Here is a 25961-nt window from a genome sequence, read left to right as displayed (position 1 = left end):
CGGGTGTACCAGGAGAAGGAGGGTGGACCGTGGCCGAGAAGGTCGATCACGAGGAGCGCCGGCGGCAGATCGCCGAGGCCCTGCTGCGCATCGCCGACACCGAGGGCCTGCAGTCGGCCAGCATGCGGGCGGTCGCGACCGAGGCCGGCGTCTCCCTACGGCTCGTGCAGTACTACTTCACGACCAAGCAGGGCCTGCTGCTGGACGCCCTCGCCCGGCTCGGTACCCAGCTCCAGGCCCGGATGGAACGCTGGATCGGCGAGGCCCGCGCCCCCCGCGATGTGGTGACCGCGATCCTCTCCTGCATCCTGCCGACCGACGCCGAGAGCCGTCGGATCACCCGGACCTACGCCGCGTACTACACGCTGGTGCTGGGCGACCCCGAGGTGCTGGAACACCGCGCCGCGCAGCCGCCCGTCGTCCTGGAGGGCTTCCTGGTCAAGCAGTTGCGCGCGGCCCAGCAGGCCGGCGGGATCGCGCCGGAGCGCGACGTCGAGATGGCGGCCGCCGGGCTGCTGGCGATGGTCAACGGGCTGGGGTCGAGCGTGCTCGGCGGCCAGCGCACCGGCGAAGAGGCGCTGGCGGTCCTCACCCACCACCTGGACGAGCTGTTCCGGGCGCCGAGCGGCGGTCAGTGATTCAGGCTCTCGTACAGCCCGTCCGCCCACTCCTCGGTGAAGTCGCAGAGGTGGCTGGGGTCGGAGCCCTTGGGGGACTGCATCACGGCCGAGGCGAAGCCGCCGTTGCTCGTGGGCCACTCGACGCGGCAGTAGGCGATGCCGTTGTTGCTGGGCTTGTCGTCGAGGTACTCCTGCCCGTCCACGGCGTCCGCGATCCGCACCGGGTGCGAGCTCGGCTGGACGGAGTACGGGCCCCGGTAGGTCTGCGCGCTGGCGAAGTTGTACGGGGTCTTGCCGGAGCCGTCGGTCCACCAGTCGCAGCGGCGCCGCTCGGGCTTGACGTCCTCCTGGCCGTGCTGGGTGAGCTGGAGCTTGGCGGTGACGTCGGAGGGCATGTTGCAGGGGGTCGGGAGGTCCGGGAGGGCGGGGGGCCGGCTGCTCACCGGCAGCGCCGCGGCCCCGGTGGTGGCCCCGGCCTCGGGTTCCTGGGACGTGTCGTCCGCGGGGAGCCAGGAGATCAGGACCCCGACCACCGCGGCCAGCACGAGCCCGACGAACACGGCCGTGGCCGTACGGGAGGAGCGCGCGGCCGGGGCGTCCGTCGGCGCCGTCGTCAGCGGGTTCGTCACCACGGGCGCGGTGGTCGCCGCCGCGAGCGGGTGGTCGAGCACGGTGGGCACCGCCGGGACGGACTCGTCGAGCATCGCCAACGCCTCTGCTGTGCCGGGCCGTTGCTCCGGCTCCTTCGCCAGCAGTGCCAGGATCAGCGGCGCCAGCCGGCCGGCGTTGCGGGGCGGCGCGGGCGGGTCGAACAGCACGGCGGTGAGCGAGGCCGTCGCCGAGTCCCGGCGGAACGGGGAGATGCCCTCGACTGCCTGGTACAGCGTGACGCCGAGCGAGAACAGGTCGGAGGCGGCCTGCCCGTCCACGCCGCGCGCCCGCTCGGGCGCGATGTACTCGATCGAGCCGACGAACGCCCCGGTCGCGGTGAGCGTCGTGTCGGCCTGGTGGACGGCGATCCCGAAGTCCGCGAGCAGCACCTCGCCGTCGTCGGCGAGCATCACGTTGGCGGGCTTGACGTCCCGGTGCACCACCCCGGCCGCGTGGGCGGCCCCGAGGGCGGTCAGCAGGGCGCGGGCGACCGCGGCCGCCCGTTCGACCGGCAGCGGCCCGTGCGCGGCCAGCCGGTCGCTCAGCGAGCCGCCCGACACCAGCTGCATCACCATCCACGGCATGCCGTCCTCGACCAGCACGTCGTGGACGGACACGATGTGCGGCCGGTCGCGCAGCCGGGCGGCGTTGCGCGCCTCGCGCTCGGCCCGGGCCAGCCGCTCGGCCCGCTCGCCGTCCGAGGTCGCGGGCGGCAGCCAGAGCTGCTTGACGGCCACGTCGATGCCCAGCGTCTCGTCGTGGGCCTGCCAGACCCGCCCGAAGCCGCCCGCCCCCAGCTGCCGGACGATCCGGTAGCGCCGGCCGATCAGCCGCCCTGGTATCGCCTCTTCGGTCACGGCCTCGCTCCGCTCTCGATCGCCCCCGACGTCCCCGATGCCGCCGCGAGCCGACAGTACGGGCAGGGCTCCGGGTGGATCAACCGGCCGCGGGGGCGCCCCGGCCCCAGGGCCTGCTGACACCCGTTCCGCTGCGGGGGTTAACACCCGTACGGGAGGGGTGCTTTCCCCGTTCTGCGGCCGCGTCCCGCGCACCAGACTCGGGGCATGCCCACACAGTCCGTGACGATGACCAAGGCCGCAGCCGCGCAGCCGAAAGACGGCGGCAGCGACTTCGCCCAGCTGAGCCGCCGGATCGCCGCCGAGGGCCTGCTCGACCGCCGCCCCGGCTACTACGCGGCCCGCATCGGGCTGGTGCTCTTCGCGTTCGTCGACGGCTGGTGCGCGCTGTTCGCGATGGGCGACACCTGGTGGCAGCTCGCCCTGGCGGCCGTGATGTCCGTCGTCTTCGCCCAGGTCGCGCTGCTGTCGCACGATCTGGCGCACCGCCAGGTGTTCAGCCGACGGGGGCCCAGCGAGGTCGGCGGGCGAATCGCCGCCAACCTGCTGATGGGCATGAGCTACGGCTGGTGGATGAACAAGCACACCCGCCACCACGCCAACCCCAACCACGAGGAGCGCGACCCGGACGTCTCGCCCGACCTCGTCGTGTGGTCCCGGCGGCAGGCCCGGCAGGCGAGTGGCCTCGCCCGGTTCATCGGCCGCCGGCAGGCGTACCTGTTCTTCCCGCTGCTCCTGCTGGAGGGCCTCAACCTCAGCTTCAACAGCTTCCGCGCGCTGCGCGGCCCCGCGGTGAAGCGCCCGGTGCTGGAGGGCGTCCTGCTGGGGGTCCACTTCGCGGCCTACTTCGGCCTGGTCTTCGCCGCGCTGCCGGTCGGCAAGGCGGTGGCCTTCCTCGCCGTGCACCAGGCGCTGCTGGGCGTCTACCTGGGCTGCGTCTTCGCGCCGAACCACAAGGGCATGCTGATGGTGACGCCCGGGATGCGGCTCGACTTCCTGCGCCGCCAGGTGCTCACCTCGCGCAACGTCCGCGGCGGCCCGCTGCTCGACGTGCTGATGGGCGGCCTCAACTACCAGGTGGAGCACCACCTGTTCCCCAGCATGCCGACCCCCGCGCTCCCCCGGGCCGCCCGGATCACCCGGGAGTTCTGCGCCGAGAAGGGCATCCCGTACTACGAGACCGGACTGCTCCGCTCGTACCGGGAGATCCTCACCCACCTCCACCGGACGGGCGAGCCGATCCGCTCCGGCGACTGAGGCGTCCTCGGGGCCGGTACGGCGTGCAGCGCAGGAAGTCGGCCCGGCCGACTTCCTGCGCTGTGGCGCGGTCTACTCCTGGCCGCTCAGGCCGGATAGGGCGTCGGGGCCGGGCGGAAGCTGGGGCGGCAGGCCGTTCTTGCCCGCAGTGAGGGTGTCCGGCATGGTGGCCGCGGTGCAGAAGCCGTACACGTACATGTCGAACGGCTGAGAGCCGTTGTTCCGTCCTCCCGCGAGCCACCCCCTGGGGCCGTGGTCCCACCAAGGCGTGCTGATGGTCATGGTGAAGTCACCGGGGTGGCCGCCACCCCCCTGGACGCCGCCGCTGATGGCCATCTCACCGGCCGGACACCGCCTGCTCGGCACCGTGGCCTCCTCTCCCGGCTGGAGGGTGATGTAGTTCCCCACCGCATGGAGGAGCAGCGGCTCGGAGGCCTTCCTGGTGGGGCCCGCTTGGTCCGCGAAGGCGATCCCCGATCCGACGGCGAGCGCCGCCAGAACCGTCACGCCGATGACACGACTGCGTTTCACGAAGACCTCCCGAGCGGTTGATGCGTCGCGAGGCTCTATCACCGCTCGGGAGACCTCTCACCGCCCCGTTCACCCGGAGACAGCAAGAGGCAACGATTCACCACCGCCTGTTCGAGTGAGGTCAGGCACTCCCGGGCGGTGGGGTTACGGCTTGAACAGGTACAGCAGGCCGCCCATCGCGACCGCCGCGACGGTGAAGCGGATCATGGCTTCCTGGGCGAGGCCGTAGTGCTCCGGCCGCACGTCGCCGCCCTCGGGGTAGTCCAGGACCATCCGCGTCATCTTCTTGCGGAACCCGAGCAGGCACACGGCGATCGCCAGGAGGCCGATCGCGCACATCTCGAGGATCAGCCGGGGCGAGTAGTCGGGCTTGGCGATCGAGGTGATGTAGCCGAGCGCCGCGATGATCACCGGCATGGACGAGACACGGATCTTGGTCGCGCGCGTCGGCATCGCCGGCACGAGTATCGCGAGGTTGACGCCCGCGCACAGGGCCGCGATCAGCCACCAGGACGTCGTGTTGAGGTTGAGCTCGAACATGGTTCCCCCCTGACGACCGTGGGGTCGCGCAGGACGTGACCCCACGGTTTCCGTACGGATCAACTCCGCGTTCGGGAGCCTAGACCTCCGAGCGGTGCAGGAGAACTCCGGGTGAGGAGAGCGGCGTTAGGGCGTCGTTAAGGGATGTCGGCGACGGCGATCGTGGTGGTGTGGTCGTCGGCCTCGGTGAGGGGGGTGCCGTCGGGGGCCCAGAAGGCGGCGCCGCCGCAGCCGGTCCAGGGGCCGGAGGGGCCGACGTGGTTGGCCAGGACGACGTGCATGCCGGTCTGCTCGGCGATGCCCGGGTAGACGGTGGCGCGCTCGTGGATGCCGTTGCCGGTGCCGTAGAGGGAGCTGGCGAGGTGGACGTGGCAGCCGTCGGCGGCGCCGCGGGCGGTGAGGTCGGGGAAGTGGTTGTCGAAGCAGGTGGCGAGGGCGAAGCGGAGGCCGCCGAGTTCGAAGCGGCCGTCCCGGTCGCCCGCGGTGAAGAGGCCCTGCTCGTTCTCGTAGAGGTGCTGCTTGAGGTAGGTGGTGATCAGCTCGCCGTCGGGCCCGTAGACGTAGGTGCCGATGGCGGGTCGGGGCCCGTCGGTGGGGACGGCGCAGTTGAGGACGACGGCGATGCCGGTGGCCCGGAGGGGTGCCAGCCGGGGGTCGTCCGGGGTGACCTGGAGGGCTGGGTCGGCGGCCAGGGCTTCGAGTTCGTAGCCGGTCAGCGCGAATTCGGGGAAGACGATCAGCTCGGCGCCCTGGGCGCGGGCCTGCTCGGCGAGGGCGACGAGTTGCCGGACGTTGGCGGGCAGGTCGGCGGGGACGCAGGAGAGCTGGGCGGCAGCGATCTTCATGGCGTCCAGCATGGGGGAGGGGTGTGGAGCAGGAAGTCGGCGGGGTCGACTTCCTGCTCCGGCGGCCTGCCGGAAAAAATCTTCGCGGTCCGCGGCAACCTTCCCGGGGGCGGCGGCAACTGGGTGGTGTCCGGACAGGCGGTCTGGTCAGAGGCAGCGGCTGAAAGAGAGCATCGACATGTTCCCTCGCCCATCCACGTCGTCGCAGGCGTCTCCCGGCGGTCGGCGGCAGAAGCACCGCAGCCGGCGGTGGTACCGGCGTCGGAGCCTCTGGGCCGCCGTGAGCCTGGCGGTCGTCGGCGGCTCCGTGGTCGTGGTCAACACGGCCTCGGCGGGAACCGTGGACACGAACTCCTGGTACCTGCTGGTCAACCGCAGCACCGGAGAGGCGCTGGACGCCCCCGCCTACGCCGCGAACGACGGTGCTCCGCTGGCGCAGTGGACCCGCAACGGCGGGACCAACCAGCAGTGGAAGTTCATCGACGCGGGTGACGGCAACTACCGGCTGCAGAACCGGAACTCCGGCAAGGTGCTGGACGACTACAACTGGTCGAGGACCGAGGGCTCCGAGCTGGTGCAGTGGAGCGACCTGAACGGCGCCAACCAGCAGTTCCACATGGAGAACTCCTCGGACGGCTACGTGCGTCTGATCAACCGTTTCAGCGGCAAGGCCGTCGAGGTCCCGGGCGGCGCCAAGGCCGACGGGATCCACGTCGCCCAGTACCACGACTGGAACGGCCCCCAGCAGCAGTGGCAGCTCGTCCCGGCCGGTAGCGTCGGCGGCACCGGGAGCGCGGGGAGCTCCGGCGCCGGCACCGCGCCGTCCACGACGCCCGCCGCGACCACCGTGCCCGCCGCGACCAGCGCGCCCGCCAAGCCGGGCGGCGGTGTGCCGGCGACGAGCCAGGCTCCCAGCGCTACCCGCCCGGCGTCGGCGCCGCCTGCGTCCCCGGCCTCCGGCGGCGGTGGCGGCAACGCGGCGAAGAGCTTCATGGGCAGCAGCACGGTGCTCGTCGGCGGCTCGATGTCCGACGCCTCGGCGAGCGCCGCGCCGTTCGACGCGCAGTACGCCTACGTGCACAGCCAGCCCGCGCCCTCGTCGGACTACTACACGGCGGCCCGCTGCCAGGACGGCTGGTCGGGCTGGTGGGGCTGCTGGACTGGCAGCACCACGGCGCCCGGCACGTACGTGACCTACCGGGACGCCAAGGCGGCCCAGGAGACCTACCAGGGCAAGCCGCGCCCGCAGAAGTTCCTCTGGACCTGGTACTCGCTGCGCGACCTCGGTGACGCGGCGGGCCAGGGCGACGGTCCGGGCGAGGTCCAGGCCATCAACAGGGCCGACCTGCTCACCCGGTACCTGAACGACTACCGCTTCTTCCTCCAGAAGATCGGCACCTCGCACGACATGATCGACCTCGAACCCGACTTCTGGGGCTACGTCCGGTCGCTCGGCGACCCGCACCAGGTCGCTGCGCAGGTCAAGGCCGCGAACCCGACGGACTGCGGATCGCAGGAGAACAGCGCCGCCGGCCTGGCCCAGTGCCTGATCTCGATGGCGCACAAGTACGCGCCGAACACCGCCGTGGGAATGCACCTGTCCTGCTTCGACTGGCAGCAGAACACCCCGCAGTGCGTCAAGGACTACGCCCACCTCGGCGCACAGAACGCCGACTTCCTGGCCACCGACGTGTCGGACCGCGACGCGGGCTGGTACGCGCAGCCCGCCCATGGCGGCCTCGACAAGTTCTGGACCGACCAGACGGCCGCCGCCCAAATGGCGTTCTACAAGACGATGGCCGAGTCCGTGGGCAAGCCGGTGGTCCTGTGGCAGATCCCCGTGGGCAACATGGCGCAGAACAACACCCTCAACCACTACAAGGACGACAAGGTCGACTGGTTCTTCGCGCACATGGACCAGGTGGCCAACGCGCACATCGCGGGTCTGATGTTCGGCCCGGGGCAGCAGGAACAGACCACGGCCGAGACCGACGGCGGAAACCTGATCAACAAGACGACCGCGTACCGCAACTCGGGCGGCACGCCGCTCAAGTAGCCACCCGCAGCGGGAAGCGGGAGTGTGAAAGGCAAGCCCCAGGCCGCCGGCCTGGGGCTTGCCCCGTGTCGCGCGGCTTGCGGCTAGATGCTGGATCCGCCGCCGGAGGTGTTGCTCCACCAGGCGCTGTAGGCGTTCAGCGAGTACCGCTTCTGCACGCCGCTGGTCGAGGTGATCTCGATGCCGAACTGCATCGTGTCGAAGGTGGTGTTGCGCAGGAGGTTCCACGACGCGGCCCAGCGCCAGACCGCCGCGGCGTCGATGGTGCCGGTGCTGGTCTGCTGGGCGGGGATGAGCTGCAGGACGTTCCAGCCGGGATTCGCCTGCCAGACCTGCGAGTACAGGATGCCGCCGATGGTCACGTTGGACGCGATCTGCCGTCCCCAGCCGCCGGCTGCCGTCCCGGACCAACTGGTGAAGACCATGATCTCGTCCTGGCTGCCGGTCGACCAGAAGTCGCTCGTCCAGTCCCACCAGTCACCGCCGACGACGGACGCCGACGACGTGTTGTACCAGAAGCCCGCCGAGTTCAACTGCGACAGCGGAGTCTGGGGGCGGACCGAGGTGTTCGGGTAGGACTTGACCCCGCCGCCGGAGTGGTCGGCGTCGACGTACCAGGACTTGATGCTGTTGACGGTCTGGCACTGCCAACCGGCGTTCTGGCCCCAGATGTTGTTGTAGACCGTCCAGCTGCCCTGGGTGTACTGGCCCCCCTTGTCGCAGGTGGAGGACACCTGGGCGTGGGCGGGGGACGCGAGGCTCAGGAACCCGGCGATCACGGCGCCGGTCACGGCCAGGCGGCCGAGCCGGGCAGGGTTGCTGGTGCTGGAGTTACGGGTGTGACTGTGCCATCTCATGCGTCCCTCCAAGGACGGCTGTGGGGGTGGTTCCGGACCCCGGTTCGGTGGGGGATCTCGCGGGTCCGGGCTCACGCAAGTGCGAAGCGTCGAAGCGCTTGCGGCTGACGACAGTAGTAATGGTGGGACCTGGCCGCAGCAAGGCTCCGCGCAGGGGGACACAGGTCTTTCACCTGCGGACTGTCGAACCTCTTTCGAAGCACCGTCGAAGCGCTTTCGAACGGCCCAGGAAGTCGACGGGGTCGACTTCCTGGGCCGAGGGATTGGGACGGTTAGGCGTGGTGGTCGAACTCGCCGGCCTTGACGCCGTGGAGGAGGGAGGAGAGAGCGGCGGGGGTGGTGCGGAGGATGAGGTGGCCCTCGTCGGACTCGCGGAGTTCGACGGCCGTGTTGGTCGCACGCACCTCCACGCACTCGTTGTTCGCGGCGCTGTAGCTGGACTTCTGCCACTCTGACTTACCCATACGGCATTACATCCTTCATGACGGATCGAACGAAATCACGTGATCCTTCTTCGGAGAGTGCCGTGGAGTCCAGGGCGGAGAAGATCGCCCGGTGCTTGGCCAGGTCCGCTGGGGAATCGAAGAAGAGTGCACCTTGAGCCACGTCCATCTGGATGGTGTCCAGCTCGGGAACGGGCCCTTCGGCGAAGGTGAGGTTCTCGCCGAAGCCTGGGAAGGTGTCGACGGCGAATGGCACAACGCGGACTGAGATGCCTGGTTGCTCCGATACGTTGATGAGCGATTCGAGCTGGTCTGCGAGGACTTTGGGACCGCCGAACTGCATCCTCAGTGCTGCCTCATGGACGAAGACTTGGACGGGAATCGCACTGGAGCTCACGACTTCTTGCCGCTTGAGTCGAAAGGCTGTCCTGGTGTCGATCTCTTGTGACGGCAGCGGAGGAAAGATCCGAGCGAACACAGCCGAGGCGTAGTCGTCGGTCTGTAGCAGACCAGGCACGAAGGTCGTCGTACAGATGGTCAGTCGGGCGGCTCGGCTTTCAAGCTCGGCGACCTCAAGGAAGTCGATGGTGAGCGTGCCGCGATACTTCTCCCACCAGCCCTTCTCTCGCTCCGAAGCCATGTCGACAAGGGCGTTGATCAGTAGCTGGTTGGCGCACTTGCAGGCCGAGGCGACGGTCCGCAGGCGCTCGGGGCTGACACCGATCTTCGCCTTCTCCATCTGCGTCATCTGCCCGGGGCTGATGCCGAGAGTGCGAGCGAGTTGGCTGCCACCGAGACCGGCCTGCTCCCGCATTCTCCGCAGCTCAGTGCCGATTCGGCGTTGGCGGAGAGTCGGATTCGAGCGAAGGGGCATGGTGTCCTCTCTACCGGTGCTGGGCCCAGTGTGCCGCGCTGGGAGCGCGAAGGTCCATCTGGGCCGGTCTCCACGATAGAGGGAATTTTGAGGCGCAGACCTCAAAACGCAGGCAGGGTGGGCTATCGTCGTTCTCACCTCGATCCGACGGATCGTCAGTAACGCTTGCCAGCAAGCGCCGCAGAGCAGCCATGCCCATCTGCCTGGCCTGGCTCACGGCGACGTGTGTCCGCCGGATTCCCCCATCTCAACCACGCCCGGGAGAACTCCCATGCGTCACCTCAACACGCCCTCGCTCGCCCTCGGCCGGCAGTCCCTCCAGGACGCCATGCTCCGACTCGGCTGGGCGCCCTCGCCCATCTTCGACGCCGAACTCGCCCTCGGCGAGCTGCTCGTGAACGCCTGGCGGCACGGCAACACCCCCGCCCCCGTGCTCCAGATCCTCGCGATCTCCCCCATCACCCTCCGGGTCTCCGTCTTCGACGAGAGCCCGGTGATCCCCCATCCCTGCACCCCCTCCCTCCTCGCCGAATCCGGCCGGGGCCTCCAGTTGGTGGAGGGCCTCACCAGCCGCTGGGGCGTCGAGCCGCAGAAGCGCGGCAAGGCCGTCTGGTTCGAGTGCGACCGGGACGCCGCCTGATGTCGACCCGCCGCCGCCCCATGCTGCCCACCGACCCCCGGATCCGGGCCTACACCGAGGACCACATCCTTACCCTGCTCGCCGAACTCCATGAGCGCGGCCGGAAGTTCGGCCTGATCTTCCCCTCGGCCTCCACCGACAAGACCCTCGACGGCCGGGTCCTGGTCCGCTTCAACACGGCCCCGGCCTCGACCTTGTTGAACCTCCTCACCCTCCTCCTCGACGCCGACCGCGACCGAGACCGCGAGCGCCCGTGCGATTCCTGATCGCCGTCGCCTTCGCGACGCTCCTCGCCCTGGCGATCGCCACGGTCGCCCTGGGGGTCGTCACCGCCCTCCGTGCGACCCCGCCCGACGAGGACGCCTGAGCGCGAACAGCCGAAGAGGGCCGCCACCGCCCCCCGGCGATCACGGCCCCCTGCTGTTCTGCCCGCCCTGCTCAGGCCTTCTTTTCGAATCCCGCCAGCAGTTCGCGCGGGTCGAAGGTCACCCGGATCCGCGCGATCCTCCCGTTCTCCACGTGCATCCAGTTCGCCGTCGGCGCCGGCGGCGCAATGGCCGTTCGCAGCTCGAACCAGGTGATGACCTCATCACCCTCCGCCACCCGCACCTTCACGTCGATCTTCTCCAGCACCTGCCCGAGCCCCCGCAGCCCGCCCAGTGCCTGGTCGATCCCCGAGGCGGTGCCGAGCGGCCCGACGAAGTCGACGTCCTCGGCCAGCAGGCCCCGGAGGGTGTCGAAGTCGCCCGCCTCCCAGGCAGTGAAGTAGGTCTCGGCCAGCTCGCGTGCACTCTTCGTCGTCGTCATGGCTCCATCCTTCCGCCGCCTCATCCATCCGTCCAACAGATAGATCAGATACCCGCTATCATCATCAGTTATGGAGATGCACCAGCTGCGCTACTTCGCCGCCGTCGTCGACGAGGGCTCCTTCACGGCTGCCGCCGCCCGCCTGCACGTCAGCCAGTCCGGCGTCAGCACCCAAGTGGCCAAGCTGGAAAAGGAATTGGGCCAGCAACTACTGGACCGCGCCGGCCGCCGCGTCCACCTCACCCCGGCCGGCGAGGCCATCCTCCCGCTCGCCAAGAACGCCCTCGCCACCCTCGACGCCATCCAGCACACGGCAGCCGAGTTCGCCGACGCCGTACGCGGCCGGGTCCGGCTCGGCATGATCATGGGCTGCTCGATCCCGCCCTTCCTGGACACCATCGCCGACCTCGGCCGCACTCACCCCGGCATCGAACTGAGCCTGCACGAAGGGCACTCCGACCTACTCCAGTCCCAGGTCCTGGCGGGCGCCCTCGACCTGGCCCTGATCGGCTACGCGGGCGAGGTGGCCCCCGGGCTGGAGGTCGGCGTGGTGGTGGACGACCCGATCGCCGCCGTCGTCCCGGCCGGGCACCCGCTCGACCGGGCCGGGCTGCAACTCGCCGACCTGCGCGGGGAGAAGATCCTCTGCCTCTCCCCGGGCACCGGCCTGCGCGCCGCCTACGACCGCTCCTGCGCCCAACTGGGCCTGGAGCCGCGCGTGGACATCGAGGCCAGTTCCCCGACGGCCGTGCTCCGCCTGGCCGAGCGCGGCGCCGGGGTGGCCGTGCTCAGCCCCTCCTCCGTCGAGGGCGCCGGCCTGCGGGCCGTCCCGCTGACCGACGCCGGTACGAACGCCCGCCTCGGCCTGGTCGCCCGCCCCGACCAGCACTCCCCGGCCGTCCGCCTCCTCCGCGACAAGCTCCGTACGGCAATGGGCGGTTAGGGCGCGCGCCGGTCGATCGGCGTAGGCGCGGACCGTCGCGGGACCTACGCCCCTGGCCGGGTCCCGTCCCGGGCCTCCGTACGATGCCCGCCGACCGGCTCCGTCCCTACCGTGGCGGGCATGGAGATCCCGGAGCACCACAAGCACGCGGTCATTCTGCACATCATGGTCGACGGAGCCGCCGAGGCGATCGCGTTCTACGGCGCCGCGTTCGGGGCGACGGAGCTCATGCGGCTCGCCGACGGTGACGGGCGGATCGCGCACGCCGAGATCAGCGTCCACGGCGCGACGCTCATGCTCGGTGACGCCGGCGCCCCCTTTGCGCCGCCCGTCGGGGCCGGCCCGTCCGTGGCCCTGCACGTCTACGTGCCGGACGTGGACGGCCTGACCGCCGAGGCCGTGGCCGCCGGCGCCGAACTCCTCGTACCCCCGGCCGACATGCCGTACGGCGCCCGGCAGTCCATGCTGCGGGACCCGTTCGGCCACGTCTGGATCTTCCTGACTCCCCTCACGGATTAGGGGCTGTCCGGAAGCGGCGATGTGATGGAGTGGCCCTCGAACCCCAGCCCGAGGAGGCCGCCGTGTCCCGCACGCCGCAGGAGATCTTCCAGAGCTACGTCCACGCCGGGGCCATGACCCGAAACGCCGACGCCCTCGCCGAGTGCTTCACCGAGGACGGTGTCTTCGAGGCGCCGCTGATGCCCGCCGGCGCCGCCTTCCCCCGGCGGCTGGAGGGCCGTGCGGAGATCCGGGCCGCGATGGCGGCGTACTACGAGCGCCAGGCGACGGGCGACGGCCGCGCGCCGAACGTCGAGAGGTCCGCCTACGTGCTGCACACCACCGCCGACCCCGACGTGTTCATCGCCGAGATCGACACGGTCTTCGACGGGGACGACGGCGAGGAGGACCGGGCGGTGTCCCTCGTGCAGATCGTCCGCGTCCGCGACGGCAGGATCGCCCGCCTGCGGGACTACTTCTCGCCCGACCTGATGGACTGAGCGGTCAGGCCTTCCAGCGCGGGTCACGCCCGGAGGCCGCCAAGGCACGCTCCCACGCCGAGGCGCCCTCCGGCAGCGCCACTGGCTCCGCGAACCCGCCGTACTGCCGGAACAGTTCGGCGTTCTCCGCCACGATCTCGCCCACCAGCAGCGCGAGTTCCTCGTCCACCTCGATGCTCCCGCCGACCGCACGCGCCACGTCCCAGCCGTGCAACAGCAGTTCCAGGATCAGCATCCGCGCGATCCCCACCGCCGGGAACGGCGACCCGCCGAGGTCGACGTCCCCCTCCCAGGCCGCCGGCTCGCCCCAGGCCGCGACCGCCCGCTCCAGCTGGGCCGCGTACTCCGCCCGCCAGTCCGCGTCCGCCGCGAAGTCCCGCTCGACCAGCTCCGCGGGCAGTTCGAGGCGCCGGGCCCGGTGCTCCAGGCCGTGCGAGGTGTACAGCACCCAGTGGTTGATCAGCGCCCGGGTGTCGAACTCCCCGCAGGGGGTCGGCGCGTCCGGCGACACCTCGGCCGGGACGCCGGCGGCGACGGCGGCAGCGGCAGTGGCGGCGCGGGCCAGGAGGGGGTGCAGGGGGTGAGCGTTCATGTCCCGATCGTGCGCCGGGGGGCGCCGCCCGGTCTTGAAGAAATGCGACAGCGCGCCGTCACACACACGGGTGAACTGTCCCCGACAAGTCCCCCGGCGGGTCGGCCGTTCGGCTAGGAAGGACGGGCACGAACCGGGAGCGGACGGCAAGTCGGCCCCGGCCGTCGAACCCGATCGGAGAGACATGACCAGGTCCAAGAAGCTGATCGTGAGCGCCGCTCTTCTCCCGCTCGTGGCCGGTGGCGCCTTCGCCGCCTCCTCGGCCTCGGCCGAACCCAAGCCGGAGCCCCGGCTCTCGGCGGCCACCACGCACTGGGGCAAGTTCGACGCCAACGGGAGGCAGCTGGCCGGTGACGGCAGCATCACTAGCGTCAACCACTTCGGTGGCGGGCGGTACAACCTCTTCACCAACTTCGACGCCACCAACTGTGCCCTGACCGGCACCCTCAACACCCAGGGCGGCAACGACCCGGGCCCCGGGAACTCGTCCATCCTGCTGGGCCTGGTGAACTCCGGCACCCTGTTCGTCCGCGCGGCGACGCCGCCGGGGGTGGACAACGACCGCCCGTTCTCCGTGGCGATCCTCTGCTGAGACCCTTCCCAGGCAGTCCCGTGGGCGGCGCCACCGACGGCCAGGCCCTAGCCTGGCCGTCATGGACGCTCCGGACCCTCCCGACCTCGGCCGCGGCGTGCTCCACCCGGCCCGGGCCGCCGAGCTGATCAGCGTCGAACGGCTGGCGCCCGCGCCCGCCGTGGCGCGCTTCGTCGAGTACTACTGGACGGTCCGCTGGGACCTGGCCGGCCACCCGCCGTACGAGCAGAAGGTGCTCGCCCACCCGAACGTCCACCTGGTCTTCGAGGCCCCGCAGGCCCGCGTCTACGGGGTGGACCGCTCGCTCTTCGTCCGCCGTCTCGAAAACACCGGCCACGTGCTGGGCGTGAAGTTCCGGCCCGGCGCCTTCCGGCCCTTCGCGGGGCACCCGGTGGGCGGACTGGCCGACCGGTCCGTCCCCGCCGCCGACTACTTCGGGCCCGCGGTGGACGAGGCCAACGCCCAGGTGCTGGACGGGCCGAGCGCCGAGCGGGCCGACGCCTTCCTGCTGCCCCGCCTGCCCGCGCCCGACCCGGTCGCCGAGGAGGTCGCCGCGATGGTGGCCCGGATCACCGGCTCCCCGGACCTGTGCCGGGTGGACGACCTGGCCCGCGAACTGGGCCTGACCGTCCGCCGCCTCCAGCGGCTGTTCGCCGAGTACGTCGGCGCCTCCCCGAAGTGGGTGCTGCGCCGCGCCCGGCTCCACGAGGCCGCCGAACGCGCGGCGACGGACGGGGAGTTGGACCTGGCCGCGCTCGCCGTCGAACTCGGCTACGCCGACCAGGCCCACCTCACCAGGGACTTCACCGCAGCGGTCGGCATCTCCCCGGCCCGCTACGCGAGTTCACGCTAGATCAGGCGGCGGCAGCCGCAGCCGCCTCGGCGGCGGCCCGGCCGCGGGCGCTGGCCCGCTTGGCGTAGGTCATCGTCCAGAACACCAGGCCGCCGAGCACCGCGTACGGGAGGATGCTGTTGATCGTGACCACCGTGCCGTGCGAGAGCGTGTAGACGAACACGATCCGCAGCGCGGCCTCCAGGATGAACGCGATGCCCCACACGATGGTCAGGTTGCGCTGCACCAGCCGGAAGCCGGGGTACTCCCACATCGAGTTCCACCAGGAGACCATCTCGGGGGTGCCGTCGGTGGCGAACTTGCGGCCGAAGTAGAACATGATCGGCTTCGGCGCGGCCAGAGAGCCGAGGTAGAGCACGCCGAGCAGGCCCGAGACGAAGGAGTCCTTGGCCAGCAGCATCTTCGGGTCGGTCGGGCCGACCAGCGAGACGATCAGGGTCAGCGCGACGAAGACCAGTGAGACGACGGCGAATTCGTCGATCCGGCGGTGCCAGGCGAGGTAGATCACGGTGTCGAGCACCGGTCCGAGGCCGGAGAGCAGGATGGCGGTGGACTCGCTGTAGCCGTGGTCGTGCAGCTGGTTGTAGATCATGATCGGCGCGACCACGTTGAAGGCGATGCTGATCAGCCAGCCGAGCGCGGCGGCCTTGCCCTTGCGGGCTGGAGCGGTCGGAGCTACGGCAGTTGACATGGTGTATCCCCCGGAGTGAGTGCGAAAGTGGCGGCCCATTGTGGCGGACCGGCGGGTCTCCTGCCCACAGCCGTTCGCCTACGCCCCCAGGAGGCGCTGGAGTTCGTCCAGCATGGCGTTGGCGCCGGTGTACCCGATCCCCTGGAACCACAGCTGGTCGTCCACCGGGAACGCCCGGTGCGCCTTGACCGCCCCGAGGCCCTGCCAGCCCTGGCTCGCCATCGCCGCCTCGGCGCCCGACTTCTCCGGGTCGCCGTAGGTCGCGTAGAGCAGCAGGTCGCCGTCGGCCTTGCCGATCTGGTCCAGCGGGATCTCGAAGTCCGACTGGTCGACGTTCTGCGCGTCCGGCCGCCCCACCCCGGCGTCGGCGAGCACCGTCCCGGGGAAGCTCGGCCGCCCGAACAGCCGGATCCCGCCGCCCTCGGTGAACCGCACCAGGCTCACCTTGCGCCCCGTCAGCTTCGCCGCCGCCAGCGCCTCGCCCACCTGTCCGGCGTGCTTCTGGTACGAGGCGACGAAGGCCGCCGCGGCCGCCACCCGGCTCAACGCCTGGGCGTGCAGCTGGAAGTTCGCCTTCCACGGCGCCCCGGTGGTCTGGGTGAGCACGGTCGGGGCGATCGCCCGCAGCTGCTCGTACCGGTCGCCGTCGCGGGCCTGGTTGGAGAGGATCAGGTCCGGCTGCAGAGCCCGGACGGCCGCGAGGTCGGGCGCGCCGGCCGGGCCGACCAGCCGGACGCCCGCCGTGCGGGAGACCGGCCAGTAGTCGGGGAAGCGGGTGTCGGCGGCCGGGAGCGCGGCGCCGACCGGGTCGATGCCCAGGGTCAGCGCGGAGTCGAGCACGTCGGTGTCCAGGACGACCACCCGCAGCGGCTCGCCCGGCACCTGCACCGGCCCGTTCGCGGCGTTCACCGTCACCGGCGGCAGCGGGGTGGGGGAGGGCGAGCCGCTCGCCTCGAAGTCCGCGGCGGGCGGCTGCGGGCCCCCCGAGCCGCTGCACGCCGCGAGCGCGGCGGCCCCGCCGAGTCCGCCGAGCCCGGCGAGGAACGTACGGCGGGAGATCCGGGGCATCGGCTGGTCCTCGGGCGGGGGAGGCTGCGGTGGGCCCGTCGATTATGTCCGAGTTAGGGCCTAAAAGGCCGTTAAACGTCCACGGCCCCGGTCGTTTCGGTCCCGGCCGTTTCGACCGTCGCCGCCCAGGGAGCCCCCGGGACGACCAGCGGAGTGCCCGTCACCGGATCGGGAACCACCACCGAGTCCAGCCCGAACACCTCCCGCACCAGCTCCGCCGTCACCACCTCGCCCGGCGGGCCCTCGGCGACCACCCGGCCGTCCCGCATCGCCACCAGGTGGTCCGCGTACCGGGCGGCCTGGTTGAGGTCGTGCAGCACGGCGACGACCGTCCGCCCGCGTTCGACGTTCAGCCGGCGCACCAGGTCCAGCACCTCCACCTGGTGCGCGATGTCCAGGTAGGTGGTCGGCTCGTCCAGCAGCAGGACGTCGGTGCCCTGGGCGAGCGCCATCGCGATCCAGGCCCGCTGGCGCTGCCCGCCCGACAGCTCGTCCATGCTGCGCTCGGCCAGCTCCGCCGTCGAGGTGCGCTCCAGCGCCTCGGCGACCGCCGCCTCGTCCTCCGCCGACCACTGCTGCCACCAGCTCTGGTGCGGCTGGCGGCCGCGCGAGACCAGGTCCGCCACCGAGATGCCCTCGGGCGCGGTCGGCGACTGCGGCAGCAGGCCGAGCCGCTGGGCGACCCGCTTGGTCGGCATCCGCGCCAGCTCCAGCCCGTCGAGCAGCACCGCGCCGCGCACCGGCTTCAGCAGCCGGCCCAGTGCCCGCAGCAGCGTCGACTTGCCGCAGGCGTTCGGGCCGACGATCACCGTCACCCGCCCGTCCGGGATGCCGACGTCCAGGCCCTCGACGACCGTGCGCGCCTCGTAGGCCAGGGTGAGGCCGCGGGCCTCCAAGCGGTGCGGGCCCGCCGTCGTACGCTGCGTGCTCGCGGTCATCGGGAACCTCCACGGCGGGATCGGATCAACAGCCACATCAGGTACGGCGCGCCGACCATGCCGGTCACCACGCCCACCGGCAGCTCGGTCGGGGCGAGCAGGCGCCGGGCGACCAGGTCCGCCAGGACCACCACCACCGCCCCGGTCAGCGCCGAGCACAGCAACGGCACCTGCGCCGACCGGGCCAGCCGCAGCGCGATCTGCGGGGCCATCAACGCCACGAAGTCCACCGGCCCGGCGGCGCCCGCCGCACAGGAGGCCAGCACGATGCCCAGCAGCGCCATGCCCAGCCGGATCCGGTCCAGCCGCAGGCCGAGGCCCACGGCCGTCGCGTCGTCGAAGGAGATCGACCGCTGCGCCCGGGCCGCCCACAGTGCCACCGGCAGGGCCGCCAGCAGCACCCAGGCCAGCCGGTCGGCCTGGTCGAAGCCGGTGCCGTTCAGGCTGCCCGTCATCCACACCTTCGCGGCCTGCGCCTGGAAGCCGTCGCCCTTGGTCAGGAAGACGGAGGTCAGCGAGGACAGCGCCACGCTGATCCCGATCCCGATCAGCACGAACCGCTGGGCGTGCAGCCCCCGTCGCCAGGCCAGCGCGTACACCAGCAGCCCGGCCGCCAACCCGCCGCCGACCGCCGCGTACGGCGCCTGCCCGGTGGAGCCGACCACCCCGTACGCCATCAGCCCGACCACGGTGACGGTCGCGCCCCAGGTCACGCCCACCACGTCCGGGCTGGCCAGCGGGTTGCGGGCCACCGTCTGGACCAGCGCCCCGGCCAGCCCGAGCGCCGCCCCGACCAGCAGCCCCACCACCACCCGCGGCAGCCGGAACTCCCCGACCACCAGCTCGTCCGGACTCGGCTGCCCCAGCACCACCTTGACGACCTCGGCCGGCGAGACCGTCGACTCGCCCAGGCAGAGCGAGGCCACCACCGTCGCCGCCAGCGCGACCGCCAGCCCGGCGGCGGCCAGCGCCGAACGCCGGTGCAGCAGGAACGAGGCCCGCCCGGCCCGCACCACCGAGTACCCGCGCAGCGAGACCGTGGTCATGCGCCCACCTCGCTGCGCTCGGCAGGGGCATGCCCCAACGCGCGCCTCTCAATGGTTCTCTCGCTCCGCTCGCTCACGTCGCCACCACCTTCCGCCGCCGCACCAGCGCCACCAGCACCGGCACCCCCACCAACGCGGTCATCACACCCGCCGGGACTTCCGACGGCGGGAACAGCACCCGCCCCAGGGTGTCCGCGAGCAGCAGCAGGGCCGGGCCGAGGACGGCCGAGAAGGCCAGGATCCAGCGGTGGTCGGCGCCGGCCACCGCGCGGGCGGCGTGCGGTACGGCGAGGCCGATGAAGGCGATCGGGCCGGCCGCCGCGACCGCCGAGCCGGTCAGCACGGTGGCGCCGAGCGCGCCGACCGCCCGGACGGCGCCGGTCCTCGCGCCCAGCCCCTTCGCGGTGTCCTCGCCGAGCGCCAGCGCGTCCAGGCCGCGCGCCACCGCCACCACCAGCAGGGTGCCGACGGCCAGGAACGGCAGCAGCTGCCAGGCCACGTCCGCCGTCCGGCCGGAGAGCGAGCCGACGTGCCAGAACCGGAACTGGTCCATGGTGGCCGCGTCGGTGGTCAGCACCAGGGTGTTCAGCGAGGCGATGAAGGCGGACATCGCCGAGCCGGCCAGCGCCAGCTTGATCGGCGTGGCCCCGCCCCGGCCGCGCCCGGCCAGGCCGTACACCAGCACGGTGGCGACCACGGCGCCCGCGAAGCCGAACCAGACGTACCCGGTGAGGGTGGAGACCCCGAAGCCGGAGATGGCGACCACGACGCCCGCCGCCGCACCCTGCGAGACCCCGAGGATCCCCGGGTCGGCGATCGGATTGCGGGTCAGCCCCTGCATCACGGCCCCGGCCAGCCCGAGCGCGGCGCCCACCGCCAGCCCGACCACCGTCCGGGGCACCCGCAGCTCGCGGATCACCACGGCGTCGGCGGAGTCGCCGCCGTGCAGCAGCGCGTCGACGGTCCCCGACAGCGGCACGGTACGGCTGCCGACCGCCAGGCTCAGCAGCACCGCGACGGCCAGCACGGCCAGCGCGGCGGCGAGCCACAGTATTCGGTGACGGGGTGTCCGCCGCTTGCCCGGTGGTGCGGTGGTGTCGGTCATGAGCCCTCTCCGCAGAAAACTCAGGTAAACCTAAGTTCCGCCTCGGAGCCGGGGCAAATCGCCTCGTCCGGGCCTGGACCCGTTGGGTAGCCTGGCCCCATGCCAGCGACCCCAGCGACCGCACCCGCCCCGCTCACCGTCGGCTTCGACCTCGACATGACGCTGCTGGACACCAGGCCCGGCATCCACGCCACCTACCGGGCGCTCTCCGCCGAGACCGGCACGCCGATCGACGCCGACCTGGTGGTCACCCGGCTCGGCCCGCCGCTGCTGGACGAGATCCGCAACTGGTTCCCGGAGGACGAGACGGAGCGGGCCGTGACCCGCTACCGCGAGCTCTACCGCGACCACGCCTTCGCCCCGACCGTGCCGCTGCCCGGCGCGCACGCCGCCGTCGAGGCGGTCCGGGCCCACGGCGGCCGGGTCGCCGTGATCACCGGCAAGTACGAGCCGAACGCGCACCTCCACCTGGAGCACGCCGGGCTGACGGCCGACATCGTGATCGGCGACCTCTGGGCGGAGACCAAGGGCGAGGCGCTGCGCGCGCACGGCGCGAGCATCTACGTCGGCGACCACCTCGGCGACATCGTGGGCGCCCGGCACGCGGACGCCCTCGCGGTCGCCGTGGCCACCGGCCCGTACGGCGCGGACGAGCTGCGCGAGGCCGGGGCCGACGTGGTGCTGGCCGACCTCACCGGCTTCCCGGAGTGGCTCGACCGGCACCTCGGCGCGAACTAGGACTGCCGGGGCTCCACCCGGGCGCGCTGGGCCCGGGCGTTCAGGAACAGCCCGGTCAGCGCGGACAGGAAGCCGGCCGGCATCAGCATGCTCAGCCAGTACATGGCCGTCGGCAGCGGCGTCAGGTGCAGGAACAGCGGCACGAAGGTGATCAGGGTGGCGAGCGCGCCGATGCCGAAGACGACCGTCCCGGCCTTGACGTACCCGTCGCCGGGGTCGGCGCTCTGGCTGCTCACGTCCGCTCACTCCTCCGCGCTGTGCCGGGCCGCCCGTCCGGGGCCCGGTCCGCGCCCCAGTCTGGCAGAGCCGCCCGCGCGGCGGCCCACCGGAGCGGGTCGGTCACGTTGCGCAGTTTCCCGGCCGCGATGCGTTTTGATCCCTGCTGGGCGAGGGTATGCACGGGGTGCCGAGGGGCGCTACAGGTGCGTCCCGTGTCCTCAGACCCGGGGGTGAGAGCCGATGGACTGCGCCGAACCGCGCCCCGGCCGCGCCAGTACCGGGTCGTCCGTGACCGCGAGATCGCCGCGCTCCCGCCGGCCCGACCGGCCCTCGGAACGCGGATCCATCGCGGACCGCTGATGAGGCAGTGACGGACCGTTAGTCTGCTCCTGACAACGCGCCGGCCGTGAGCGCCCACGGGCGTCGAGCCGAGGTCGGCCGCGTTCTTCCCACCCCACCCAGTGATCCCCGGCCAGGGCCGGGATCCCTCACACCCATTCGAGGACTGTTCGAGATGCCCACCGGCCAGGTCAAGTGGTTCAACGAGACGAAGGGCTTCGGCTTCCTGTCGCGCGACGACGGTGACGACGTCTTCGTCCACACCAAGGCGCTGCCCGCCGGTGTCACCGTGCTGAAGCCAGGCCAGCGGGTCGAGTTCGGCGTGGTCGCCGGCCACCGCGGGGACCAGGCGATGGCCGTGCAGCTGCTGGACGCGCTGCCGTCGGTGGCCGCCGCCCAGCGCCGGAGCGCCGACGACATGGCGCCGATCGTCCAGGACCTGATCACCACGCTGGACGCGGTGCTGCCCGGCCTCCAGCGCGGGCGCTACCCGGCCAAGCCGACCGGCCAGAAGCTGGCCGGCCTGCTGCGCGCGGTGGCGGATCAGTTCGACGTGTAGGCCCGCACCGGGCTCAGCACGCGAGCGTCGGAGCACGTGAGCGTCGGAGCACGTGAGCGTCAGAGCACGTGAGCGTCAGAACGCGAGCGCACCCGGGTCGAGCGGGGGCACCAGCCCCTCCGCGGCGGCCCGGGTGAGCAGCGCGCGGACGGCTTGGTAGCCCTCCTCGCCGAGGTCGGCGGTGAACTCGTTGACGTACAGCCCGATGTGCTGGTCGGCCACGGCCGGATCCATCTCCTGGGCGTGCGCCAGCACGTACTCCCGGCTGGCCGCCGGATCCGCCCAGGCCTGCCGGACGGAGGCGCGGATCGTCGCGGCGAGCTCGCGCAGCCGCTCGGCGCCCAGCGAGCGCCGGGCCACGATCGCGCCCAGCGGGATCGGCAGGCCGGTCTCCGCCTCCCAGGCCTCGCCCATGTCGGCCAGGCTGTGCAGGCCGTACTGCTGGTACGTGAAGCGGGCCTCGTGGATCACCAGGCCGGCGTCCACCCGGCCGTCCCGGACGGCGGGCATGATCTCGTGGAACGGCAGGACGACGATCTCGCCGAAGCCGCCCGGCACCGCCCGCGCCGCCCAGAGCCGGAACAGCAGGTACGCGGTGGAGCGCTCGGACGGCACCGCGACGGTCTTCCCGGCCAGGTCCGCGGGCGAGGCGACACCCGGCAGGGTGAGCACCAGCGGGCCGCAGCCGCGCCCCAGCGCCCCGCCGCAGGGCAGCAGGGCGTACTCCTCCAGGACCCAGGGCAGCGCGCCGTAGCTGATCTTCAGCACGTCCAGCTCGCCGCGCTCGGCCAGGCCGTTGGTGATGTCGATGTCGGCGAAGGTCACCTCGGGGGCGTCCGCCCCGGGGACCTCGCCGTGCGCCCAGGCGTGGAACACGAAGGTGTCGTTGGGGCAGGGCGAGTACGCGATGCTCAGCCGTTCAGCCACGGCCGGCCTCCTCGATCAGTTCTCGGACGGGCAGGGCGGCGAAGGCTCGCTCCAGGGCGGCCAGCGCCTCGCCGATCCGCCAGGCGGCCCGGTCGCGCGGGCCCACCGGGTTGGACACGGTGCGCAGCTCGAAGGCCGGCACGCCGAAGCGCGCGGCGGCCTCGGCCACGCCGAAGCCCTCCATCGCCTCGGCCGCGGCGCCCGGGTGGCGCGCCGCCAGCGCGGCGGCCCGCTCGGCGCTGCCGGTGACGGTGGAGACGGTCAGCACCGGGCCGGTCACGGCGTGGACGGTCCGGGCCGCCAGGGCCCGCTCGGCCAGGGCGACGACGGCCGGGGGAGGGGTGTGCCGGGCGGTGCCGAAGCCCAGCTCGGTGACGTCGGCGAAGCCCTCGGGGGTCTCGGCGCCGAGGTCGGCGGCCACGATCGCCGCGGCCAGCACGGTGGCGCCGACCGGCGCGTGCGGGGCGAAGCCGCCGGCGATCCCGGCCGAGGCGACCAGGCCGTACGCATTCGCGCCGAGCCGAAGGGGCGCGCCGGTACCGAAAGGGAGAAGGGCCGAGCCGCCGACGAAGGAGGTGGCGCTGTGCCCGCCGACCGTCGGTGCCGGGCCAGGAGCGCCCCGGAGGCGAGCGCGCGAGTAGCTGCCCGCGGCCAGCGCGGCGGAGGCGCCGGCCGCGGCGGCGGCCGGTCCGACTCCGGCGGCCAGTACGTCCACGGGTGCGCCCGCGCAGCGGTGCAGGGTGCCGCCGGGCAGCGGTACCTCACCGGCCCCGCCGGGCAGCCCGCGCAGCACCGCCTCGGCCTCGGCCGGCACCGCGACGACCACGAGCAGCCGGGCCCGTTCGGGGCCCGGCTGTCCGGGGTGCGCGTCGGCGACGTGCGCGGTCATCGCGGGAGCGTCAGCCGTTGCTGCCGGCGTCCTGGGAGTCCTGGGCGTTCTGGGCGTTCTTGCCGTTCAGCTGGAAGTACCAGACCGCGACCGGGGCCTCGGCCTTCTTGTCGATCTCGACGACCGTGATCAGGGTGTGGCCGCTGGAGTTCAGCACCGTGCTGGCCGCCTTGAGGCCGGAGAAGGTCGGGCCCTGGGCGTACGAGAACAGGCTGGTCTGCCCGCCCTGGGTGGTCGAGCCGCCGTTGGAGGAGGCCCACCAGCCGGTCTTGGCCACGTTCGGGCTGACGCCGACGCCGATCCGGTCGCTCGGCACCACGTCGGAGGAGGGCAGCTTGCCCTCCTTCAGGGCCTTGGTGGCATTGGTCTTGCACTGGTCCTGCTGGTCGTCGGTCAGCGGGCTGCCGTTGTTCCAGCAGAACGGGTCCGCTGCGATCGAGGTCCTGCCGACCGTCAGGGTGGCCTGGTGGCTGATGTGCTCGGTCTGTCCGGCGGCGATCGCGACGGAGGTGCCCACCGTGGCGGCGCCGACCACGACGACGGCGCCGAGGGCGGCGATGACACGGGAATTGAGGCTCATGGGTCAGAATCTACCGGGCCCGGGCGATCACGCTACGCGGGGGTCCGCCACCGCGTGTTGCGCAGGGCGTGTCGAGCGCCCGGTTCAGGCCACCCTGGGCGCGGTCGGGTGCCGCCGCAGGCCCAGCCGGAGCAGTGAGCGGGCCGTCCAGAGCAGCACCAGGCCGACCACCGAGGCGGCGATCGACAGGCCCAGCACCCCGTTCAGCGGCAGCACGATGCCGATCCCGCCGCCGCCCACCCAGGACAGCTGCATCAGCGTCTCCGACCGGGCGAACGCCGAGGTCCGCACCGCCTCCGGGACGTCCCGCTGGATCAGCGCGTCCAGCGCCAGCTTGCCCAGCGAGGCCGCCATCCCGGACACCCCGGCGACCAGAACCACCGTCACCACGCCGTACCAGAGCGCGGCCGCGGCCGTCACGCAGGTCGCCAGCAGCAGCATCGCGGTGACGGTCGCCTCCGGGCCGCGGGTGCGCAGCCAGGAGCCGAGCACCGAGCCCAGCGCGTTGCCCGTCCCGGCCGCCAGCGCCACCAGGCCCAGCGCCAGGGTCGGCCGCAGGCCGCCGATCGGGTCGGTGCGCAGCAGGAAGGCCAGGAAGAACACCAGGAAGCCGACCAGCCACTTCATCCCCGCCATCGCCCGCAGCGCCAGCACCACCGACGGGCCGACGGTGCGCAGCGAGGCCTTGACCTTCGGCGGCTTGTGGTGGATCAGGTGCGAGCCCCCGCCGGGCACCTCGGTGGACACCTCGGCGTGCAGCACGGCCCGCTGCTCGCCCTTCGCGGAGTCGACCGTGTGCGGCAGGTGGAAGGCCATCAGGGTGCCGACCACGAACACCAGGAAGGCGCCGCGCAGCGGCCAGCCCGGCCCGATCAGGTGCAGCAGCCCGCCCACCGCGGCCGCCACCCCGGTGGCCAGCAGCCCGGCCAGGGTGACCCGGGAGTTCGCCTTCACCAGCGACAGCCGGTGCGGCAGCAGCCGGGGCACCACGACGCTGCGCACCACCCCGTACGCCTTGGACGCCACCAGGACGCCCAGCGCCTCCGGGTAGAGCGCGATGCCGCCGCCGGCGATCACCCCGGCCATCGTCCAGGCCAGGACGGCCCGGGCGAGCATCGACATCGCCATGGCGGCCCGGCGGCCGTGCGGCAGCCGGTCCAGCAGCGGGCCGATCACCGGGGCGAGCAGGGCGAACGGGGCCATCGTGATCAGCAGGTAGAGCGCGACCCGGCCGCGGGCCTGGCCGGTGGGGACGGAGAAGAAGATGGTGGAGGCCAGCGCGATGGTGATCAGCATGTCGCCGAAGGAGTTCAGCGCGTGCAGCTCGATCAGCTTCGCCAGGCCCGATTCGCCCGCGCCCTCGGCCGAGGTGGCCCGGCGGATCCGGCGGCCGGTGCCGTGCACCAGCTTGCCGGTGCCCAGGCCGGCGGCGGAGGCGGTGCGGACCAGGAAGTGGCGGCGGGGCTCGGGGGCCTCCTCCGCGGACTCCTCGTCGAGGTCCTCGTCGAGCGCGTGGAGGTGCCGGGTGTGGGCGTCCTCGGGGCTGTCCTCAGGGCTTTCCGCTCCGGGTTCCGGCTCGGTATCCGGTCCGGCGTCCCGGGTTTCCCCGGCGGTGCGGGCGGGTTTCTCCAGGCTGACCGGGGCGGCTGCGGGCGGCCAGCCGCCGCCCACCGGCTGCGGTTCGCCCGCAGCGGGGACGGGAGGCTGCTGTCGCGGCACGGCGTCCGCCTCGTCGGGGGTGCCGGCCTGCGAGGGGCGCAGTGCGTGCTGCGACGGGTTGTCGTCCGCCACAAGCCCATCCTGCCCCAGATTCACCGTGGTGACGCGGGATTCGGACCTGCTCGGCGCGGCCTCCGGAAGACCCGGCTCCGCCCCGGACTGTGCCGGGGTGCCGACCGGCGGGTAG

31 protein-coding genes are annotated in these 25961 nt (G+C 72.4%); 12 read left to right on the top strand and 19 right to left on the bottom strand.

Annotated elements, in window-relative coordinates; genetic code table 11:
- Positions 1–29 precede the first annotated feature (29 nt).
- The gene (locus ACFVXG_RS08700; RefSeq protein ID WP_387925606.1) at positions 30–638 is read left to right on the top strand and encodes a TetR/AcrR family transcriptional regulator; all 609 of its coding nucleotides are present in this window, start codon (positions 30–32) and stop codon (positions 636–638) included.
- On the opposite strand, the gene ACFVXG_RS08695 is transcribed toward ACFVXG_RS08700, so the two are convergent.
- The gene (locus ACFVXG_RS08695) at positions 632–2128 is read right to left on the bottom strand and encodes a protein kinase (protein WP_387925605.1); all 1497 of its coding nucleotides are present in this window, start codon (positions 2126–2128) and stop codon (positions 632–634) included. The two genes, ACFVXG_RS08700 and ACFVXG_RS08695, sit on opposite strands and share 7 nt — an antisense overlap.
- 207 nt (positions 2129–2335) lie before the next feature.
- Between ACFVXG_RS08695 and ACFVXG_RS08690 the strand changes: the two genes are divergently transcribed.
- The gene (locus tag ACFVXG_RS08690; RefSeq protein WP_387925603.1) at positions 2336–3385 is read left to right on the top strand and encodes a fatty acid desaturase family protein; all 1050 of its coding nucleotides are present in this window, start codon (positions 2336–2338) and stop codon (positions 3383–3385) included.
- A 72-nt stretch (positions 3386–3457) separates the two neighbouring features.
- Here the strand turns inward: ACFVXG_RS08690 and ACFVXG_RS08685 are convergent, their stop codons facing one another.
- The 3 genes from ACFVXG_RS08685 to ACFVXG_RS08675 all read right to left on the bottom strand — a co-directional run bounded on the left by ACFVXG_RS08685 (position 3458) and on the right by ACFVXG_RS08675 (position 5301).
- Positions 3458–3916, bottom strand: coding sequence for a hypothetical protein (locus tag ACFVXG_RS08685; protein WP_387925601.1), 459 nt, complete (start codon positions 3914–3916; stop codon positions 3458–3460).
- Positions 3917–4060: 144 nt separating this feature from the next.
- Positions 4061–4456 (bottom strand): hypothetical protein, encoded by a 396-nt coding sequence (locus tag ACFVXG_RS08680; RefSeq protein ID WP_387925599.1) that lies wholly within the window; start codon positions 4454–4456, stop codon positions 4061–4063.
- A 137-nt stretch (positions 4457–4593) separates the two neighbouring features.
- The gene (locus tag ACFVXG_RS08675) at positions 4594–5301 is read right to left on the bottom strand and encodes a carbon-nitrogen hydrolase family protein (protein WP_387925597.1); all 708 of its coding nucleotides are present in this window, start codon (positions 5299–5301) and stop codon (positions 4594–4596) included.
- Positions 5302–5581: 280 nt separating this feature from the next.
- Between ACFVXG_RS08675 and ACFVXG_RS08670 the strand changes: the two genes are divergently transcribed.
- On the top strand, positions 5582–7357 hold the full coding sequence (locus ACFVXG_RS08670) for an RICIN domain-containing protein (protein ID WP_387925595.1): 1776 nt from the start codon (positions 5582–5584) through the stop codon (positions 7355–7357).
- Between the two features lie 83 nt (positions 7358–7440).
- Here ACFVXG_RS08670 and ACFVXG_RS08665 read toward each other — a convergent pair whose 3' ends face one another.
- The 3 genes from ACFVXG_RS08665 to ACFVXG_RS08655 all read right to left on the bottom strand — a co-directional run bounded on the left by ACFVXG_RS08665 (position 7441) and on the right by ACFVXG_RS08655 (position 9531).
- Positions 7441–8214, bottom strand: coding sequence for a hypothetical protein (locus ACFVXG_RS08665; protein WP_387925593.1), 774 nt, complete (start codon positions 8212–8214; stop codon positions 7441–7443).
- Between the two features lie 272 nt (positions 8215–8486).
- On the bottom strand, positions 8487–8678 hold the full coding sequence (locus ACFVXG_RS08660) for a DUF397 domain-containing protein (protein ID WP_387925592.1): 192 nt from the start codon (positions 8676–8678) through the stop codon (positions 8487–8489).
- A complete protein-coding gene (locus ACFVXG_RS08655; RefSeq protein WP_387925590.1) occupies positions 8671–9531 on the bottom strand; it encodes a helix-turn-helix domain-containing protein in 861 nt (286 codons plus the stop codon). The genes ACFVXG_RS08660 and ACFVXG_RS08655 overlap by 8 nt, the downstream gene beginning before the upstream one ends.
- Positions 9532–9802: 271 nt before the next feature.
- Between ACFVXG_RS08655 and ACFVXG_RS08650 the strand changes: the two genes are divergently transcribed.
- Both ACFVXG_RS08650 and ACFVXG_RS08645 read left to right on the top strand, forming a co-directional pair.
- Positions 9803–10171, top strand: coding sequence for an ATP-binding protein (locus tag ACFVXG_RS08650; protein WP_387925588.1), 369 nt, complete (start codon positions 9803–9805; stop codon positions 10169–10171).
- Positions 10171–10437: a hypothetical protein gene (locus ACFVXG_RS08645; protein WP_387925587.1), complete on the top strand. Its 267-nt coding sequence runs from the start codon at positions 10171–10173 to the stop codon at positions 10435–10437. The genes ACFVXG_RS08650 and ACFVXG_RS08645 overlap by 1 nt, the downstream gene beginning before the upstream one ends.
- 172 nt (positions 10438–10609) lie before the next feature.
- On the opposite strand, the gene ACFVXG_RS08640 is transcribed toward ACFVXG_RS08645, so the two are convergent.
- On the bottom strand, positions 10610–10978 hold the full coding sequence (locus ACFVXG_RS08640; RefSeq protein ID WP_387925586.1) for a nuclear transport factor 2 family protein: 369 nt from the start codon (positions 10976–10978) through the stop codon (positions 10610–10612).
- A gap of 70 nt (positions 10979–11048) precedes the next feature.
- Between ACFVXG_RS08640 and ACFVXG_RS08635 the strand changes: the two genes are divergently transcribed.
- The 3 genes from ACFVXG_RS08635 (at position 11049) to ACFVXG_RS08625 (ending at position 12919) form a co-directional block, all read left to right on the top strand.
- On the top strand, positions 11049–11921 hold the full coding sequence (locus ACFVXG_RS08635; RefSeq protein WP_387925584.1) for a LysR family transcriptional regulator: 873 nt from the start codon (positions 11049–11051) through the stop codon (positions 11919–11921).
- 120 nt (positions 11922–12041) lie between these two features.
- Positions 12042–12440, top strand: coding sequence for a VOC family protein (locus tag ACFVXG_RS08630; protein ID WP_387925582.1), 399 nt, complete (start codon positions 12042–12044; stop codon positions 12438–12440).
- A 62-nt stretch (positions 12441–12502) separates the two neighbouring features.
- Positions 12503–12919: a nuclear transport factor 2 family protein gene (locus ACFVXG_RS08625; RefSeq protein WP_387925581.1), complete on the top strand. Its 417-nt coding sequence runs from the start codon at positions 12503–12505 to the stop codon at positions 12917–12919.
- Positions 12920–12923: 4 nt separating this feature from the next.
- Here ACFVXG_RS08625 and ACFVXG_RS08620 read toward each other — a convergent pair whose 3' ends face one another.
- Positions 12924–13511 (bottom strand): TIGR03086 family metal-binding protein, encoded by a 588-nt coding sequence (locus ACFVXG_RS08620; RefSeq protein ID WP_387925579.1) that lies wholly within the window; start codon positions 13509–13511, stop codon positions 12924–12926.
- Between the two features lie 184 nt (positions 13512–13695).
- On the opposite strand from ACFVXG_RS08620, the gene ACFVXG_RS08615 reads away from it, so the two are divergent.
- Positions 13696–14103, top strand: a complete 408-nt coding sequence (locus ACFVXG_RS08615) for a hypothetical protein (protein ID WP_387925577.1) — start codon at positions 13696–13698, stop codon at positions 14101–14103.
- A 61-nt stretch (positions 14104–14164) separates the two neighbouring features.
- Positions 14165–14956, top strand: a complete 792-nt coding sequence (locus ACFVXG_RS08610; protein ID WP_387925576.1) for a DUF6597 domain-containing transcriptional factor — start codon at positions 14165–14167, stop codon at positions 14954–14956.
- Position 14957: 1 nt separating this feature from the next.
- On the opposite strand, the gene ACFVXG_RS08605 is transcribed toward ACFVXG_RS08610, so the two are convergent.
- From ACFVXG_RS08605 to ACFVXG_RS08585, 5 genes are all read right to left on the bottom strand, one after another.
- The gene (locus ACFVXG_RS08605; protein WP_387925575.1) at positions 14958–15647 is read right to left on the bottom strand and encodes a VC0807 family protein; all 690 of its coding nucleotides are present in this window, start codon (positions 15645–15647) and stop codon (positions 14958–14960) included.
- 78 nt (positions 15648–15725) lie between these two features.
- Positions 15726–16715 carry an ABC transporter substrate-binding protein gene (locus tag ACFVXG_RS08600; protein ID WP_387925574.1) on the bottom strand — a complete coding sequence of 330 codons (990 nt, stop codon included), beginning with the start codon at positions 16713–16715 and terminating at the stop codon, positions 15726–15728.
- Between the two features lie 71 nt (positions 16716–16786).
- Positions 16787–17653, bottom strand: a complete 867-nt coding sequence (locus ACFVXG_RS08595) for an ABC transporter ATP-binding protein (protein WP_387925572.1) — start codon at positions 17651–17653, stop codon at positions 16787–16789.
- Positions 17650–18699, bottom strand: a complete 1050-nt coding sequence (locus ACFVXG_RS08590) for a FecCD family ABC transporter permease (protein ID WP_387925570.1) — start codon at positions 18697–18699, stop codon at positions 17650–17652. Before ACFVXG_RS08590 ends, ACFVXG_RS08595 begins: the two co-directional genes overlap by 4 nt.
- Positions 18700–18772: 73 nt before the next feature.
- The gene (locus ACFVXG_RS08585; RefSeq protein WP_387925569.1) at positions 18773–19804 is read right to left on the bottom strand and encodes a FecCD family ABC transporter permease; all 1032 of its coding nucleotides are present in this window, start codon (positions 19802–19804) and stop codon (positions 18773–18775) included.
- A gap of 99 nt (positions 19805–19903) precedes the next feature.
- Between ACFVXG_RS08585 and ACFVXG_RS08580 the strand changes: the two genes are divergently transcribed.
- Positions 19904–20542, top strand: coding sequence for an HAD family hydrolase (locus ACFVXG_RS08580; protein WP_387925567.1), 639 nt, complete (start codon positions 19904–19906; stop codon positions 20540–20542).
- Here the strand turns inward: ACFVXG_RS08580 and ACFVXG_RS08575 are convergent.
- Positions 20539–20778 carry a hypothetical protein gene (locus ACFVXG_RS08575; RefSeq protein ID WP_387925565.1) on the bottom strand — a complete coding sequence of 80 codons (240 nt, stop codon included), beginning with the start codon at positions 20776–20778 and terminating at the stop codon, positions 20539–20541. The two genes, ACFVXG_RS08580 and ACFVXG_RS08575, sit on opposite strands and share 4 nt — an antisense overlap.
- Before the next feature lie 497 nt (positions 20779–21275).
- Here ACFVXG_RS08575 and ACFVXG_RS08570 point away from each other — a divergent pair, with 497 nt between their 5' ends.
- Positions 21276–21659, top strand: a complete 384-nt coding sequence (locus ACFVXG_RS08570) for a cold-shock protein (protein WP_350504961.1) — start codon at positions 21276–21278, stop codon at positions 21657–21659.
- A gap of 75 nt (positions 21660–21734) precedes the next feature.
- Here the strand turns inward: ACFVXG_RS08570 and ACFVXG_RS08565 are convergent, their stop codons facing one another.
- From ACFVXG_RS08565 to ACFVXG_RS08550, 4 genes are all read right to left on the bottom strand, one after another.
- Positions 21735–22586 (bottom strand): menaquinone biosynthesis family protein, encoded by an 852-nt coding sequence (locus ACFVXG_RS08565; protein WP_387925563.1) that lies wholly within the window; start codon positions 22584–22586, stop codon positions 21735–21737.
- Positions 22579–23475 (bottom strand): futalosine hydrolase, encoded by an 897-nt coding sequence (locus ACFVXG_RS08560; RefSeq protein WP_387925561.1) that lies wholly within the window; start codon positions 23473–23475, stop codon positions 22579–22581. Before ACFVXG_RS08560 ends, ACFVXG_RS08565 begins: the two co-directional genes overlap by 8 nt.
- Before the next feature lie 10 nt (positions 23476–23485).
- Positions 23486–24055 (bottom strand): hypothetical protein, encoded by a 570-nt coding sequence (locus ACFVXG_RS08555; RefSeq protein ID WP_387925559.1) that lies wholly within the window; start codon positions 24053–24055, stop codon positions 23486–23488.
- A gap of 84 nt (positions 24056–24139) precedes the next feature.
- On the bottom strand, positions 24140–25504 hold the full coding sequence (locus ACFVXG_RS08550) for an MFS transporter (protein ID WP_387925770.1): 1365 nt from the start codon (positions 25502–25504) through the stop codon (positions 24140–24142).
- Between the last annotated feature and the right edge of the window lie 457 nt (positions 25505–25961).

The sequence above is a fragment of the Kitasatospora sp. NPDC058162 genome (genome assembly GCF_042884005.1).
GTDB lineage: Bacteria > Actinomycetota > Actinomycetes > Streptomycetales > Streptomycetaceae > Kitasatospora.
Note: the sequence above shows the minus strand (reverse complement) of the source record. Positions and strands in the feature narration are given on the sequence as shown.